Origin of the sequence: Laedolimicola ammoniilytica, assembly GCF_025567165.1 — a bacterium.
Lineage (GTDB): Bacteria > Bacillota > Clostridia > Lachnospirales > Lachnospiraceae > Laedolimicola > Laedolimicola ammoniilytica.
In genome coordinates, this window is sequence record NZ_JAOQKC010000019.1 from 51466 (window position 1) to 66206 (window position 14741).

Consider the following 14741-nt stretch of genomic DNA (forward strand, 5'->3'; position numbering starts at 1 on the left):
CAGTGATAAATGGAAAGTAATCAGACATAAAAGAATCGAAAAGGATAGTTAGGGATAGAAAGAATATGAAAGGAAAAAGAGTGATTGCAGGCATTCTGCTTGCAGGAATTTTAGTAGTCACCCTGGCAGGGTGCAAAAACACAGGCAACACGAAAGAAGAAAACGAAAAGCCTGTTATTACCCTCGGCAGCGACAACTATCCACCATACAATTATCTGAATGAGGATGGTGTACCGACGGGAATCGATGTAGAACTGGCTACGGAAGCTTTTAAAAGAATGGGGTATCAGGTGGATGTTGTCCGGATTAACTGGGAGAAGAAAAAAGAACTGGTGGAGAGCGGAGAGATTGACTGTATCATGGGCTGTTTTTCTATGGAAGGGCGTCTTGATGATTACCGTTGGGCAGGACCGTACATAGCAAGTCGTCAGGTGGTCGCTGTAAATGAGAACAGTGATATTTATAAACTGAGTGACCTGGAGGGTAAAAACCTGGCTGTTCAGTCCACAACCAAACCGGAAGGCATTTTTCTGAACCGGACGGATGCGAGAATCCCAAAGCTGGGCAATCTGATCAGCCTGGGACACAGGGAGCTGATCTATACATTTCTGAGAAAAGGATATGTAGATGCAGTCGCCGCACATGAGGAATCGATTGTTCAGTATATGAAGGATTATGATGCAAGCTTCCGTATCCTGGAAGAACCTTTGATGATCACCGGAATAGGTGTCGCTTTTGCAAAAGATGATGACAGAGGAATCTGTGAGCAGATGAGCCAGACTTTGGAAGAAATGCGTCAGGATGGCACATCCCTGAAAATTATTGAAAAATATCTGGATGATCCCCAGAAATATTTGGAGGTGGATGATCTTGGATATTAAGAGAAAGAAAAAAGAAAAACGAATCCAGCTGATCGGTGGTCTGATCGGAATCTGTGTGGCAGTAGTTTCTCTGTTTTATTTCTTTCAGGCGGAGAAAGCGGAAGCAGAGAAAAGAATGGTAGAGATTGTAAATTATGTCAAAGTGCAGTGTTCCACCTACACCCATTATAATGAATCTTCGGAATCCAAAAGTCTTCTCCGTGCTATTGAAAGTGCCAGACAGATGAGTACAAATATTAACATGGAAACAGAAAACGGCGGGCAGCTAAGCGAGGATTTTCTGAAAGAAAACCTGCAGACTCTCTGGGTGGATGGCATCATTGTACTGGATACAGAAGGAAAGATGGATTGTGAATACAGTACGAATGAATTTCTGGCAAATGAGATTACAGAGTATCTGCAAAAAGATAGTATCATGGATTTTGCCGGATATGATGAAAGAACTTATTCGGAACGATTTGACAGGAAAGATGGATCACATATCGACATTGCAGCCTGTGCCAGAAAAGATGCACCAGGTATTGTAGCAATCTACTATTACACTTCTCCTGAATTTGCCAGAAACTATACCCTGACAATACAGGGGCTTTTAAATGGCTATAGTGTCCAGAAAGATGGAACGATTATTGTTGCAGACGATGGGATCGTGGTTGCCAGCAATGATCAGAGCCTGTTAGGGCAGAATACAGCCGACAACGAAGTTGTTCAGGAAATGAAAAAACATACAGACAGTCAGCACATTTATCATTTGAAGAATGAAGGAACCGGATGTTATGGAATTATGCTGAAGCAGCGTGATTATTATATCTATGCGTATCTTCCGGATACAGCGGTGTTCCATAACCTTCCATTAAATATGATAAGCGTTATTTTTCTTTATTTCCTGATATTCAGTATATTCTGGTTCTGGGCATACAGAACGAATCTGACGCATCAGAAAATGGAACAGGAAAAAGACGAAAAATATAAGGCAGAACTTCTGATAGCTGCAAAAAAGGCAGAAGCCGCCAATGAGGCAAAAACCGAGTTCTTTCAGCGAATGAGCCATGATATACGGACTCCGATCAATGGAATCTGCGGCATAGTCAATATGGCAGACCATTATGCAGATGATATGGAGAAACAGACGGAATACAGAACAAAGGTGAAAGAGGCATCCAATCTGTTGCTGGAACTGGTAAATGATGTCCTGGACATGAGTAAGCTTGAGTCAGGTGAAATCGTTCTGGAAGAGATCCCATTTAATCTGAGCAGTATTTCCAGGGAAGTATTTGTTGTGATCGAACAGATGACTGCAGAACAGAATATCCAGATTGTGTGGGAGAAAAAAGAAATCACACACCGGAATTTTATTGGAAGTCCGGGATATGTGAAACGGGTGATGATGAATGTCCTGTCGAATGCAGTGAAATATAACAGAGAAAACGGACAGATCTATATCAGCTGCATGGAAATTCCATCCGAACAGCCGGAAATGACCACAATGGAATTTGTCTGCCGGGATACCGGAATCGGAATGACTGAGGAGTTCCAGAAATGTGTATTTGAACCATTTGCACAGGAACACACAGGAAGCCGCACAAAATTTGCAGGAACAGGTCTGGGAATGGCGATTGCAAAGAATCTGGTCGAGAAAATGGGTGGAACGATTACCTTTGAAAGTAAAGAAGGTATGGGAACTACATTTGTGATCAGGGTTCCGTTCAAAATAGATCCGGATGCGGACAAACGTGAAGAACAGAAGGATGTATCAGAAAAATCTATAAAGGGGCTGCATATTCTTCTGGCAGAAGACAATGAACTGAACATGGAAATTGCAGAATTTGTGCTTCAGAATGAAGGCGCTGAGGTGACCAAAGCATGGAATGGTCAGGAAGCTGTTGAGATATTCGGAAAAAGTGAACCTGGTGAATTTGATGTCATTCTTATGGATATTATGATGCCGGTCGTGAATGGTTATGAAGCTACAAAGATGATCCGTTCTCTGGACAGAGAGGATGCAAAGAAAATACCGATTATTGCAATGACAGCAAATGCGTTTACGGAGGACAGAATAAGGGCAAAAGAAGCAGGGATGGATGAACATGTTGCTAAGCCTGTTGATGTGAAATTACTGGTAAAGGTAATTCATAAATTGGTAGGATGATGAAAAATATGGATAAAAGACAAAAAATACTGATTGTAGATGATGCAAAGGAAGAATTGAACCGGGTAGCGACCGGTTAAACACCCCGTTGGTAAACTTCTGATTTTTACCAACGAATTTACCAATATTGCAGAGAAAAATATAAGAAGACTTGAAACGAATTGAAAAGAAAAGCAAGATTCCATGTTTCAGTTCTATGTCAGAAATCCTGTAAGATTGGCTTACATACAAGGATATTCAGGTTTTATACAAAGATATAAGGAGTTACAAAAAATGGTAAAAATCTTATTTATCTGCCACGGTAGTGTTTAAGGGACGGAGCAAAAGCCTTGAGTTTATTGGGTTCCTTGGATGGAAATGTAGAATTTACACCTTATTTACACCTTTGGAAGATCGGATTGGAAAAGCTGAAATAATAATATAAATGCGTGGGAGAAATCCTACGCTTTTTACATATAATCGCACAATTTGAATGAAAAAGCCTCATGATCATGTGGGAAAATGAAAGTAAAACTTATTAGATGATATAATGTATTAATTTGTAATTTGAAAGAATATTTGAGGTTTATAGGAATTTATCTGACGGTATACACCTACCATATAGTAGTTATAAAATAGAACGGTACAAATGGATAGTTAGGTAAGAAGATAAAGGTTGTTTAATTGTTAAAAGCTCTTGCGGAAAAAAGCATTTTAAAATAATATATGATTGTAAGAGATGTATAATTTTTACAATGGAGAATAAGATATGTTTGGTAAGAACCAGATCATACAAAATCTTGTGGATTATCCGCTGCTGATTATTGATGATTTAGGAATAGAACGAAATTCCGAGTTTGCTTTGGAGCAGGTCTATAATGTGATAGATAGCCGTTATTGTAAAATGCTTCCGCTGATCGTAACAACGAATCTGGGACTGAATGAAATGAAATCCACAGATTTGGATACTGCCCATCAGCGTATTTACAGTAGAATACTTGAAATGTGTGTTCCCATCTATTGTGGTGGAGAAGATAAGAGAAAAGAAGAAGGGACAGAAAAACTCGTACAGGTGCAGAACCTGATTACCGGTTAATCTGTCTTTTTCCATTAAAGGGGGTGATTGCCATGATTATTGATCTGGACAGCAGTTGAATCGCTGAAAGGAGGGAAAAGTTATGCAGGAAGAGGTAACTCAGAAAACGGTCACGTTCTGTATTCGGGCTACTAAGATTACAGCAGACCTGTTGAAAAAGGTTCTTGTTGCGTATCTGCGTCATCAGAATCTTTATGCGATAAAAGAAAAGTGCCAGCACGGATCCATTCAGGTTCCATACAGTTACTATGACTGCGGTATACCGGATTATTTTACGAGTGTACCGCTGCACTGGCACAGTGAAATGGAATTAAATTACATAAAATCTGGCAGACGAAGAGTTCTGGTCCCTGTATCTCAGGAACCCCCGGGGTATCATGAACTCCATGATTCGGTCCGGACTATTATGTAGTGTGCACACAAAAATCTTGCAACGTCTGATCTGTTACTGAAAAGCGAACTGCTTCGCTTATTTTATCTGCTGGCATCGACACCGGGACTCTGCACCGAACACACGGTTTCGACAGAATCCCGGATGACCGAAACACTTCGGCCTGTTCTCACTTATATACAGAAACATCATTCTGAATCTGTCACCATAGAGCAGCTGGCAAAGATCGCTCATATGAGCAGCAGTTACTTTATGAACTGTTTCAAACAGAATTTCGGTCTCGGAGCCATTGAATATCTGAATCAGGTACGTATCCGATCAGCATGCGACCTTCTGCGCAATACGGATCGCAGTATCTCCGACATTGCTTTCGATACCGGATTTCATAACCTTTCAAATTTCAATCGACAGTTTCGCACCAAGGTAGGATGTTCTCCTCAGACTTACCGAAAAGAATCCGTTCTTTCCTGATAGATCCAGTAAGTGATCATCAACATGATCCAGGCGCCGATCCAGGCAGATACTTCTGCCAGAGCAACACCACAAAAAGCCAGATATGGAGTCAGCAGCTTTACCATGACCACTCGAAGAGACACTTCCAGGACTCCTGAAAGCATCGGAACAAACGTATGTCCCATGCCCTGACACCCGTTGCGGAACACAAACAGCCATCCCAGAGGAAACAGACAGATGCCTGTAACCGCCAGAAAATCTCTTGTGTAAGAAATAATCGACGCATCATTCAACATGAAAGAAGTCAGAAACTCAGGAATACACAGCAACATCAAAGCCAGTGGAATATTTATCAGGATCGTCAGGATAACTCCTTCCCGGATACCGGTACGTATCCGCTCCTTTTTTCTGGCACCATAATTCTGTCCCACAAAAGTAAGAAGTGCCAGGCCCACTGTATTTGCCGGCTGTTCAAAAAGACTGAGGATCTTGGTGCATGCCGCATAGGCAGCCACATAGCTTGTTCCCATATTGTTGACAAATGTCTGCAATACCATTCCACCCACTGCAGTGACAGAATTCATAACGGCAACAGGCAGACCTTTCAATGTCAGTCTTTTGATGATTACACTCTGTGGTTTCCAGTCCGTTTTTTTCGGGATCAGATTTTTTTCCCTTCCTATGTAGTAACAGCAGTAAAGCGCAGACAGAACCTGTGCCAGAACAGTGGCTAACGCTGCGCCAAAAACACCCATATGCAGCGGAAAAACGAATAACAGATCCATCAGAACATTAGCAGTGGCAGAAATTATCATTGCAACCAGAGGCACCCGGCTGTTTCCGACAGAACGCAGAAGTGTCATGGCAAAATTATTAAAAATTGTAATGGTGGTTCCCGCAAGAATTGTTCCGAAATATTGCAGTGTTTCCGTCATCAGGTCTTCCGGTGTATGGAGAAATGTAAATAATTGCCGCATGAAGGCCAGACTTACCACTGTGATCACAATCCCAATAGCCAGACAGATCCAGACAGACATTGCCAGCTCCTTACGAAGTTTTTCATAATTGCCACTTCCAAAAGACTGAGAAATACAGATTCCCAATCCTCCTGTCAGCCCAATTGCGAAACCAATGATCAGAAAATGTACGGAACTGGTATTTCCGACTGCTGCAAGTGCCGTATCGCCAATTCCTTTTCCCACCACCATAGAGTCTGCAAAGCTGTATAACTGCTGAAACAGATTTCCTGCCAGGATCGGCAGAAAAAACTGTACCAGTAAACGCATGCAGTTTCCCTGCGTCATATCATTTGTCGTGTTCTTACCCATTATGTTACCTCCTGATGTCTAAACGGTACTCTCCAAATACTGTCTGCTTTTAGCCAGTATTTTACTACTGAAATGATACTTTTTCTATGACATTACTATGCTGAAATATTAGCAGAAAGTTTCTTGTTTAAATTTTTTATGATGTTTTCAGAGTTATCTTTTGAATAATATCTCATTTTTGCTGCCGATAAATAGTCTATAATAATACCTCCTCTTCAAAATTAATTCTATCATAAAATGACATATAAATCTAATAAAGATATGCTTAAAAGACAAGAGTTCATAATGATTAGTGAACATCATAATATTTTTAGAGTAGCATCCAAATATCACAAACCGATTTGATGAGGAGAAAATACCAGAGCAAGATCCACCCGTGTATTACAGTATTGTCATTTTGACAATTTTGTATTACTTACGAGTAGCAGACCTTGATTGGGATTACGTCCCCATACCCACGTGAAAATATAATTGCTGGCAATTATATTTTAGCAGATATGCAGGCATATCTGGATAAGCGTCACAGACAACAAAATAAGGAAATTTTGATAAGGCATTCACCTGGAATAGGTGAGTGTTTTTTTGTTTTTAAGTATTCAATTAACCGAAAAAATAAAAAATTTTCCTCAGGGGGCTGTAAAAATGCCTCTCAGCGTTTCGTATTAATGAAAGGGTATTTTTTGCAGGAAAAATAAAAAATTTTCATCAAGAGCCTGTATTTATGCCCTTCATCTTTTGAATATGTGTAAGGACATTTTTTGAGCCGGCATAAAAATGATTTTTACAACAGTTAGAAACAGAAACGAGGCGAGAAAAGAATGAAATATGAATACATGAAGGAGTCAGAGCAGATGCTTCAGTACTTCCAGTTTCCGAAGTTTTTGCTAAAACTGCGAATTTCTCAAACTGCAAAATTCCTTTATATGATTTTGTATGACCGGGCACGGATATCGAGAATGAATAGTTGGATAGACAAGTATGGAAATGTTTATCTGATTTTTCCGATAGAGGAATTGTCTGCTCAAATCGGCAAATGTAAATCTTCTGTAAAAACAGCATTGAAGGAATTAGATGATGTGGGACTATTGGTTCGCAGATCTGGTGGTTTTTCAAAACCTAATCATTTATATGTAAAAATTCCATCTGATGAGATAGGTTTACAGCCGGTTGACGATAAGGCGGTTGAAAAGATGGTTGCAACAGAGTCGGAAAAGCAACCTTCATCTGGTCGTAAAAATGGCTGTGCAGGAGTCGGAAATGTGGCACCTAGTAAAGTAACTGAGAAATATAAAAGAAATAAATATCATGAAGTAAATTATTACTATGGAAAAGGAGAGAGTTTGTGATGAGAGAAGAAGATACCGTATGTGTAGGCAGTGATGGTTTGCAATACTGCAAAGTCTGTGGGGAAGCGAAAGAAGCTTTTTTCCCCGAGGGTGGCTTTATGGGGATGAAGAAACATTCCAGGCAATGTGCCTGTGACAGAAAAGCATATGAAGAAGAACAAAAATATTTTAAAGACAAAGAATACCGAGAATTAGTCAGTAGAAATACGAGCATCTGTTTTGACGAGAGCAGAATGGAAGAGTGGACATTTGAAAATGCGGATATGTCAGATGCTGTAATACATAAGGCTAAAAGCTATGTTGATAACTGGGATGAAATGAAAAGAAACCATATAGGCTGTTTGTTCTGGGGACCGGTTGGTACCGGGAAAAGTTATATTGCCGGGTGTATTGCCAATGAACTTCTAAAGCAGGAAGTAACAGTAAAGATGACAAATTTCAATACCATTATCGATGATATATTTCCACTGGCAGACAAAGCGGAATGCATTGGCTTCATATCAGCTTTTGATTATTGATGATCTTGGTGTGGAACGAAATTCAGAATATGCGTTAGGAATTATTTTTAGCGTCATAGACCGCAGGATCCGTTCGGGACGACCTTTGATCATTACGACCAATCTTCCGCTGAAAGAAATAAAAAGCGAGACCATGTTAGATAAAAGACGTATCTATGACCGTATTTTAGAAATGTGTACACCCGTGTATGTTGGAGGCACAAGCAAACGAGAAGCGATTGCAAGTATGAAAATGGAGAAAGCGAAAACGCTGTTGAACACAAACAGAGGGAAGGAGGAATGCGAATGAATCATACAGAAAAAACAATACCTGTTTGGAAGAAATATTCTTTAAATGTTTCCGAAGCAGCAGAATATTACGGAATTGGAGAAAAGAGATTGAGACAAATCGCAGGTGAAAATGAAGGAGCAGATTTTATTTTGGAAGTTGGTTCGCATATCCGGTTCAAAAGAAAATTATTTGAAGATTATCTGGACACAGCCAGTACAGTTTAAGTGACAGAATAGAAGAAATAGTAATGAAAATAATGTTCATTTTATCTTAGCGAAGAGAAGGTCTTGTGGTATAATGAATAAACCGAGACGGTCTTCCAAGTTAAATGAGCATTTAATGAAGGAGACGAAATATTATGAGTGAAAAAAGGAGAGATCATAGAGGACGTATATTACACAATGGAGAAATACAGTTATCTGATGACAGATATCGATTTAAGTATGTCGATGAGATGGGAAAGAAGCGCTGCGTATATAGCTGGCGTTTAGACCATAACGATGCAACTCCGAAAGGAAAGCACCGTACTTTGTCGCTTCGAGAGATGGAGAAGAAAATTCAGGCGGATCATTTCGAGCAGATTGCAACAAATGGCGGAAATATGACAGTGCTGGAACTGGTTGAAAAATATATATCAACCAAAACCGGTGTCAGACCTACTACAGTTGCAGGATACGGAACAGTTATCAATATATTGAAGAAAGATCCATTTGGAAAAAGAAGGATTGATACGGTTCGGATTTCGGATGCAAAATGTTGGCTGATACATCTTCAGCAGGTAGAAAAGAAAAGCTATAGTTCCATCCATTCGATCCGAGGAGTCCTTCGTCCGGCATTTCAGTTGGCGGTGGACGATGACCTGATCAGGAAAAACCCATTTCAGTTTCAGCTAATGGAAGTGGTCGTGAATGACAGTGTGACAAGAGAGGCAATCAGCAGAGCGGAGGAGCGTAAGTTTTTACAATTTGTGAAGGAGGATCCTCATTTTTGCAGGTATTATGAGGAAATCTACATATTATTTAAAACCGGCCTTCGAATCTCGGAATTTTGTGGTTTAACGATTCCTGATATTGATTTTAAGGAGCATACGATCAACATCGATCATCAATTGCAGAAAAAATCAAAAATCGGATATTATATTCAAGAGACTAAAACAACCAGCGGAACGAGAAAGATACCTATGACTGCGGATGTAGAGGAATGCTTTCAGAAAATAATAGAAAAACGAAACCCGCCCAAAGCAGAGCCTATGGTAGATGGAAAAAGTGGATTCTTATACTTTGATAAAAACGGAAGTATTTGTTATTCTCTGCACTGGGAGCATTACTTTCAACACATCATTCAGAAATATAATAATACTTACAAAGTACAGATGAGTGTTATCACACCGCATGTATGTCGGCACACCTATTGCTCAAATATGGCAAAATCCGGAATGAATCCAAAAGCATTGCAATATTTGATGGGCCACTCAGATATCAGCGTAACGCTGAATACATATACGCATGTAAATCTTGAGGATGCCAGGGAAGAAGTTGCCCGGATTCAGGTTGTGTAATTACAATTTTTAATTGAAAATAGCAAGGTGTAAAATAGAAAAACATACACCTTATTTTACACCTTTTGCGGACGATATTATGCGAAAATAAACCAGGTTATGCCAGAAAACAAAAATTTACAAAGGCTTACAAAGCCCGAAATACCAAGAAAAACTAAGAAATGCGAGGTTATGCAACAATGATAAAAGTGCTCTTTATCTGCCACGGTAGGATTTACCGGGCATGATGAAACGTCTCAAATCGTCTCATAACCCTCGATTTTAAGCGTTTTTTGTGTTTCAATCTCAAATTTACCAAAGATTTACCAATATTTCTGGAGAGTCAGACTTGCAAAAAAATGGGCCAGAATGAGGAGATTAAAAATATGAGCGAATTGAAACCAAGAATAACGGAAAACGGAATTGACTATATCCTTGTCGGAGATTACTACATCCCAGACTTGAAGCTGCCGGAAGAACACCGCCCCATCGGAAAGTATGGACGGATGCACCGGGAATATTTAAGAGAAGTCCACCCAGCCAGATTGAACACATTGATACTGACCGGAGAGCTATGGACATATCTTGCAGACCTGAACGAACAGGCACAGGAACGGTTAGACACTATCATGGAACAGATGAAAGCTGCCGAGGGCGTGACAGAGGAATTAAAGCGCACTTCTCAAATGGAATGGGTGCAGCGTTGCAATAACATTCACAACCGGGCAGAAGAAATTATTTTGCATGAGAGGATTTATTCATAACGGTGTGATAGAATGATTATGACAAAACGGGATTTTGGAAGCAGGAGAAATCAAGATTGGAGGATAAATAGATGAACAAGATTTTCAAATGTCTTATTCGATTTTTGATAGAAGTGATAGTTATGACAGTTTTGATTGTTGGAATCAACATATTTACGAATGGTATGTATCTTTGGAGATTGCCTCGCATAAATAATATTCAGTCTGTAAATATCACGTATCCGAGTGTCACAGATGATGTTAAAGAAATTTCAAGCCGTGAGGATATTGAATTAGCCTTAAAGCTAACGGGATTTCTGAAATATGATTTATTTGAGAAAGTGAATAGCGAAGAAGAACCTACTATTACAATTACTTATTTTCTTAAGGATGGAACAAGCAAAACAATCTCCGCTAATAACACTACTGTCTGGTGGAACAATAAAATTCATGTAATCAAGGACAAGGATATGTTTATCAACCTAACAGAGGGAATTTTCTTTCTGGAAGATTTACAAACAAAGTAAATCAATTCCAGTATATCGGGGAGCAAATAGAACAAAAATCGGAATTTGGAGGAACTTATGATGAAAAAAATGATAATGGCATTATGTATATTCATTTGTGCGTTTACTTTAGTTGCGTGTTCTGGACAACAAACAACGAACCACTTACTTTAGGTGTCAATGCGATAATAACAGAAATTGATAAAGAAAATAAAATCATAACCACAAAAGATAGCGGAGAAGAAGGTGTTTTAGGGGATGATTGTCTTATTGATTGTTCCCAAATTCCTATGATTTATTGTAATTATGATACACAAGATGTTGTAGATATAACTCTTGATGATTTACAGGTGGGGGACGAAATCATTTTGACTATTCGGAGTTCGGAAATAGAAAATCTCCAAAAGGAAGATGACAATAAAGCAAAAATAGCAGTTGAACAATTACAATTAGGTACACAGAGAATTAAATAATTTCAAGTTTGACAAGGAGACAATTTTATGAAAAAAATAATGGCAGCTACGTTATCGTTGCTTGCTTGTGCGGTTCTGCTTGCAGGGTGCAACATTTCCTCCGAAAACAATGAAGAACAGTCCTTAAAGGTATATTCATTTAGCGGAGAAAATGAATATATTTCTGTGTCGAATGGTGTAATTATTTTAGATGGCAAAGATGAAATTTGCTATGGTGGCGATTTGAAAGTGACATCAGATGATTTTGGCGATATTACCACATATTCAACTACCATTTATATCAATGGAAGTGAAAAAGAACCTTTGCTTTCTAATAGTGTTGATGACCAGACAGGTGGGACAATAGATTTATCTGGAAATATTGGAAAAATTTATGGTGACATTCTCAAAGATAGAGATGCTGATAAGTTGACGGATAATTTGTGGTTTGAATTGAAAACAACCAATTTGAGAGGAGAAGAAAACACTTATCAAGTGCAATTAGAGACAACTGAAATCACAAAGGAAGTCAAATAGTAACTTCTAAGGTAAGCGTCCAATAAGAGGGTGTATCGAAATTTCTGGCTGTTGCATGTAAACTATTGATTAGAGTTTTGGGAGTTGACTCTAAAAACTCTAAATCTAATCTAAGGAGCAGGCTTATGGATCTTTCTTCTTTGACTCCAGACAAACAGGTGAAACTTCAATACTGGCTGGATGTAATACGGCAATGCAGGGCCTCCGGACTGACAAATCAGATCTGGTGTGAACAACACGATATCTCTTTGAAAAGTTATTATTACTGGCTTTCCAAAATTCGAAAGCTTGCCCTGGAAGAACTGCCCCGCAAGAAAAACGGCATCCACATGTGTACAGACCAACAGTCAACTACTTTAACGGAATCCCCGGCTGAGTTTGCGGAGCTTTCACTTCCGGACAGAAACATTTCCCGTTCCACTCCTGCAGCCATACTTCATATCGGATCCATAACAGTAGAACTTTATGAAGGCACATCTGCCCAGATGCTGGAAAACATTCTGAAAGCCGTGCAGTCATGTTAGGAGAGCTTTCCCATGTGGAGAAAATCTATATCCGATGCGGCTACACCGATATGAGGAAGCAGCTCAATGGCTTGCTGGATATCATCCAGTACAACTTCAAACTGGATCCTTACAGCAATTCCTTATTCCTGTTCTGTGGAAAGAGGGCTGACCGGATCAAAGCAGTCCATTACGAGGGAGACGGTTTCTGCCTTTTATACAAACGGTACGAAAACGGACGTCTCCAATGGCCGCGGACCGGCGAAGAAGCAAAACAGATTTCTGATCAGCAGCTGCGCTGGCTTCTGGAAGGTTTGAACCCGGAGCAGCCAAAGGCGGTTCAGAAATGGCTCCCGCATAAGTCTGAAAATACTGAAAATCCTTAGAAATGCTGGGAAATCTGACGATTCTATGGTATAATAATCCTATCGAAGCGAAAGGGTTTTCAGGTTATGTCAGCTACGGAACAGGAGTATAAAAATCATATCAAAGAACTGGAACAGCAGGTCCGGCTCCTGAAAGAGCAGGTTGATTTCCTGACCCGTAAACTTTATGGAACAAAATCCGAGAAGACATCTACTCTCGAAATCGAGGGGCAGATGTCTCTTTTTAATGAAATCGAAACCTGTGCGGATCCTGATGCACACGAACCGGAGCTTGTTGAGATAGAGAAGCACCTACGTAAAAGGAAGTACACCGGTCAGCGGGAAGAACTGGTAAAAAATCTCCCTCACAGCAAAGTACTCCATACCATAGATGAAAGGGAACAGATATGCGATAACTGCGGGAGTACGATGGTGAAAGTAGGGGAAGAATTCGTCCGCACGGAAGTACAGTTTATCCCTGCAAAACTCAAGGTGATTGACCATTACCGGGAAACGTATGAATGCAGGTCGTGCCGGAAAAACGGAACTCCTTATATGGAGAAGGCTCCGGTGCCATATCCTCCCGTCCTGCATTCTCTGGCATCTGCATCTACCATCACCTGGCTCATCCACCAGAAGTTTGAATTAAGCATCCCGCTGTACAGACAGGAAAAAGAATGGGAGGCTTTGGGATTACGTTTAAGCAGAGCGACTCTGTCAAACTGGCTTCTGGTTGTCTATCGGGACTGGCTTGTACACATCGTCCACCGTCTGAAGCTGGAACTTCTGAAACAGAGATACCTTCATATCGATGAAACACATGTACAGGTGCTGAAAGAACCGGGACGGAAAAATACGTCCGATTCCTATATGTGGGTTTACTGTAGCATCAGAGATGCTGTAAATCCCATCCGCTACTTCGAGTACCAGCCGGGACGAAGCGGGAAATATCCGGAAGCGTTTCTGAGGGAATATGAAGGTTATATCCATACAGACGCTTACTCCGGATACAATGCAGTTTCAGGAGTAAAAAGATGTCTTTGCTATACGCATCTGCGCCGGGCTTTCGTGGATGCGCTCCCAAAAGACATCCATAATTCGGAAGCATCAAAACCTGCGGAAGCAATCCTCCGTCTGAATCAACTCTTTAACATAGAGTCAGAGTTGGAGGCGCTCCCTCCTGATCAGAAGAAAAAAGAACGTCTTATCCGCGAGAAACCGCTTCTCGAGGCTTTTTGGTCATGGGCAGAAAAAAGTGCCATCGGAGAGCTGCCGAAATCCAAACTTTCAAAAGCTTTTCATTACGCCTTAAATAACCGTGAAGATTTTTGGAATTATCTGGAAGACGGGAATTGTTCCATCAGTAATTCGCTTGCAGAAAACTGTATCCGTCCCTTTGTGATCGGCAGAAAGAACTGGCTGTTCTCCGGCAGTCCGAAAGGGGCGGAAGCCAGTGCAGGAATCTATACACTGGTAGAGACAGCGAAAGCGAATGGGCTTGCCCCGATGAAATATATAAAATATATCCTGTCCGACATGCCGGGGAGTGCTTTTCTTGAACATCCTGAATATCTGGATGATTATCTGCCTTGGAATCCTCTTGTAAAAGAATTCTGTCGATAACCGTTGACCTTTTAGTATAAAAGGCTGACGGTTATTTTTCTATACACTGTTTTATTTGACGCTTAC

General features: G+C 40.3%; 16 protein-coding genes and 1 pseudogene. 16 read left to right on the forward strand and 1 reads right to left on the reverse strand.

The genetic code is table 11. The features are described from left to right. Positions 1-65 precede the first annotated feature (65 nt). The 4 genes from OCV63_RS12990 to OCV63_RS17780 all read left to right on the forward strand — a co-directional run bounded on the left by OCV63_RS12990 (position 66) and on the right by OCV63_RS17780 (position 4964). Complete coding sequence (locus tag OCV63_RS12990) at positions 66-881, forward strand: substrate-binding periplasmic protein (protein WP_158364518.1); 816 nt, start codon at positions 66-68, stop codon at positions 879-881. After that, a complete protein-coding gene (locus tag OCV63_RS12995; protein WP_158364520.1) occupies positions 865-3027 on the forward strand; it encodes an ATP-binding protein in 2163 nt (720 codons plus the stop codon). Before OCV63_RS12990 ends, OCV63_RS12995 begins: the two co-directional genes overlap by 17 nt. A 748-nt stretch (positions 3028-3775) precedes the next feature. Further along, positions 3776-4102, forward strand: a complete 327-nt coding sequence (locus OCV63_RS13000; RefSeq protein WP_262670865.1) for an ATP-binding protein — start codon at positions 3776-3778, stop codon at positions 4100-4102. Between the two features lie 535 nt (positions 4103-4637). After that, positions 4638-4964 carry a helix-turn-helix domain-containing protein gene (locus OCV63_RS17780; protein ID WP_158364522.1) on the forward strand — a complete coding sequence of 109 codons (327 nt, stop codon included), beginning with the start codon at positions 4638-4640 and terminating at the stop codon, positions 4962-4964. Here OCV63_RS17780 and OCV63_RS13005 read toward each other — a convergent pair. After that, positions 4937-6274 (reverse strand): MATE family efflux transporter, encoded by a 1338-nt coding sequence (locus OCV63_RS13005; protein ID WP_158364524.1) that lies wholly within the window; start codon positions 6272-6274, stop codon positions 4937-4939. The genes OCV63_RS17780 and OCV63_RS13005 overlap by 28 nt on opposite strands. A 431-nt stretch (positions 6275-6705) precedes the next feature. On the opposite strand from OCV63_RS13005, the gene OCV63_RS13010 reads away from it, so the two are divergent. The 12 genes and pseudogenes from OCV63_RS13010 to OCV63_RS13065 all read left to right on the forward strand — a co-directional run bounded on the left by OCV63_RS13010 (position 6706) and on the right by OCV63_RS13065 (position 14675). Next, positions 6706-6969, forward strand: a complete 264-nt coding sequence (locus OCV63_RS13010; RefSeq protein ID WP_262670866.1) for a hypothetical protein — start codon at positions 6706-6708, stop codon at positions 6967-6969. A 123-nt stretch (positions 6970-7092) separates the two neighbouring features. Continuing rightward, positions 7093-7620 (forward strand): replication initiator protein A, encoded by a 528-nt coding sequence (locus OCV63_RS13015; RefSeq protein ID WP_158364526.1) that lies wholly within the window; start codon positions 7093-7095, stop codon positions 7618-7620. Then, positions 7620-8427, forward strand: a pseudogene (locus OCV63_RS17650) (ATP-binding protein). The gene OCV63_RS13015 and the pseudogene OCV63_RS17650 overlap by 1 nt, the downstream one beginning before the upstream one ends. Next, the gene (locus OCV63_RS13025) at positions 8424-8633 is read left to right on the forward strand and encodes a MerR family transcriptional regulator (RefSeq protein ID WP_004844954.1); all 210 of its coding nucleotides are present in this window, start codon (positions 8424-8426) and stop codon (positions 8631-8633) included. Before OCV63_RS17650 ends, OCV63_RS13025 begins: the two are co-directional and overlap by 4 nt. A gap of 134 nt (positions 8634-8767) precedes the next feature. Next, entirely contained in the window at positions 8768-9967 is a 1200-nt protein-coding gene (locus OCV63_RS13030) for a site-specific integrase (protein ID WP_158364528.1), read from the forward strand. Between the two features lie 365 nt (positions 9968-10332). Continuing rightward, positions 10333-10710: a TnpV protein gene (locus OCV63_RS13035; protein ID WP_158364530.1), complete on the forward strand. Its 378-nt coding sequence runs from the start codon at positions 10333-10335 to the stop codon at positions 10708-10710. A 71-nt stretch (positions 10711-10781) separates the two neighbouring features. Further along, positions 10782-11216: a hypothetical protein gene (locus OCV63_RS13040; RefSeq protein ID WP_015552611.1), complete on the forward strand. Its 435-nt coding sequence runs from the start codon at positions 10782-10784 to the stop codon at positions 11214-11216. A gap of 83 nt (positions 11217-11299) precedes the next feature. Then, complete coding sequence (locus OCV63_RS13045) at positions 11300-11668, forward strand: hypothetical protein (RefSeq protein WP_262670867.1); 369 nt, start codon at positions 11300-11302, stop codon at positions 11666-11668. A gap of 27 nt (positions 11669-11695) precedes the next feature. After that, positions 11696-12184: a hypothetical protein gene (locus tag OCV63_RS13050; RefSeq protein WP_158364532.1), complete on the forward strand. Its 489-nt coding sequence runs from the start codon at positions 11696-11698 to the stop codon at positions 12182-12184. A 125-nt stretch (positions 12185-12309) separates the two neighbouring features. Further along, on the forward strand, positions 12310-12708 hold the full coding sequence (gene tnpA / locus OCV63_RS13055) for an IS66 family insertion sequence element accessory protein TnpA (RefSeq protein WP_158364544.1): 399 nt from the start codon (positions 12310-12312) through the stop codon (positions 12706-12708). A 14-nt stretch (positions 12709-12722) separates the two neighbouring features. Then, entirely contained in the window at positions 12723-13073 is a 351-nt protein-coding gene (tnpB, locus tag OCV63_RS13060; protein ID WP_158526524.1) for an IS66 family insertion sequence element accessory protein TnpB, read from the forward strand. Between the two features lie 66 nt (positions 13074-13139). Next, positions 13140-14675 (forward strand): IS66-like element ISRob1 family transposase, encoded by a 1536-nt coding sequence (locus OCV63_RS13065; protein ID WP_158364534.1) that lies wholly within the window; start codon positions 13140-13142, stop codon positions 14673-14675. Positions 14676-14741 lie beyond the last annotated feature (66 nt).

Bases quoted from the DNA above. Each gene is read 5' to 3' on its own strand.
- OCV63_RS13035 (WP_158364530.1), top strand. From the start codon at position 10,333: ATGAGCGAATTGAAACCAAGAATAACGGAAAACGGAATTGACTATATC.
- OCV63_RS13000 (WP_262670865.1), top strand. From the start codon at position 3,776: ATGTTTGGTAAGAACCAGATCATACAAAATCTTGTGGATTATCCGCTG.
- OCV63_RS12990 (WP_158364518.1), top strand. From the start codon at position 66: ATGAAAGGAAAAAGAGTGATTGCAGGCATTCTGCTTGCAGGAATTTTA.
- OCV63_RS17780 (WP_158364522.1), top strand. From the start codon at position 4,638: ATGACCGAAACACTTCGGCCTGTTCTCACTTATATACAGAAACATCAT.
- tnpA (WP_158364544.1), top strand. From the start codon at position 12,310: ATGGATCTTTCTTCTTTGACTCCAGACAAACAGGTGAAACTTCAATAC.
- OCV63_RS13040 (WP_015552611.1), top strand. From the start codon at position 10,782: ATGAACAAGATTTTCAAATGTCTTATTCGATTTTTGATAGAAGTGATA.
- OCV63_RS13030 (WP_158364528.1), top strand. From the start codon at position 8,768: ATGAGTGAAAAAAGGAGAGATCATAGAGGACGTATATTACACAATGGA.
- OCV63_RS13025 (WP_004844954.1), top strand. From the start codon at position 8,424: ATGAATCATACAGAAAAAACAATACCTGTTTGGAAGAAATATTCTTTA.
- OCV63_RS13045 (WP_262670867.1), top strand. From the start codon at position 11,300: ATGTATATTCATTTGTGCGTTTACTTTAGTTGCGTGTTCTGGACAACA.
- OCV63_RS13005 (WP_158364524.1), bottom strand. From the start codon at position 6,274: ATGGGTAAGAACACGACAAATGATATGACGCAGGGAAACTGCATGCGT.
- OCV63_RS13065 (WP_158364534.1), top strand. From the start codon at position 13,140: ATGTCAGCTACGGAACAGGAGTATAAAAATCATATCAAAGAACTGGAA.
- OCV63_RS12995 (WP_158364520.1), top strand. From the start codon at position 865: ATGATCTTGGATATTAAGAGAAAGAAAAAAGAAAAACGAATCCAGCTG.
- OCV63_RS13015 (WP_158364526.1), top strand. From the start codon at position 7,093: ATGAAATATGAATACATGAAGGAGTCAGAGCAGATGCTTCAGTACTTC.
- OCV63_RS13050 (WP_158364532.1), top strand. From the start codon at position 11,696: ATGAAAAAAATAATGGCAGCTACGTTATCGTTGCTTGCTTGTGCGGTT.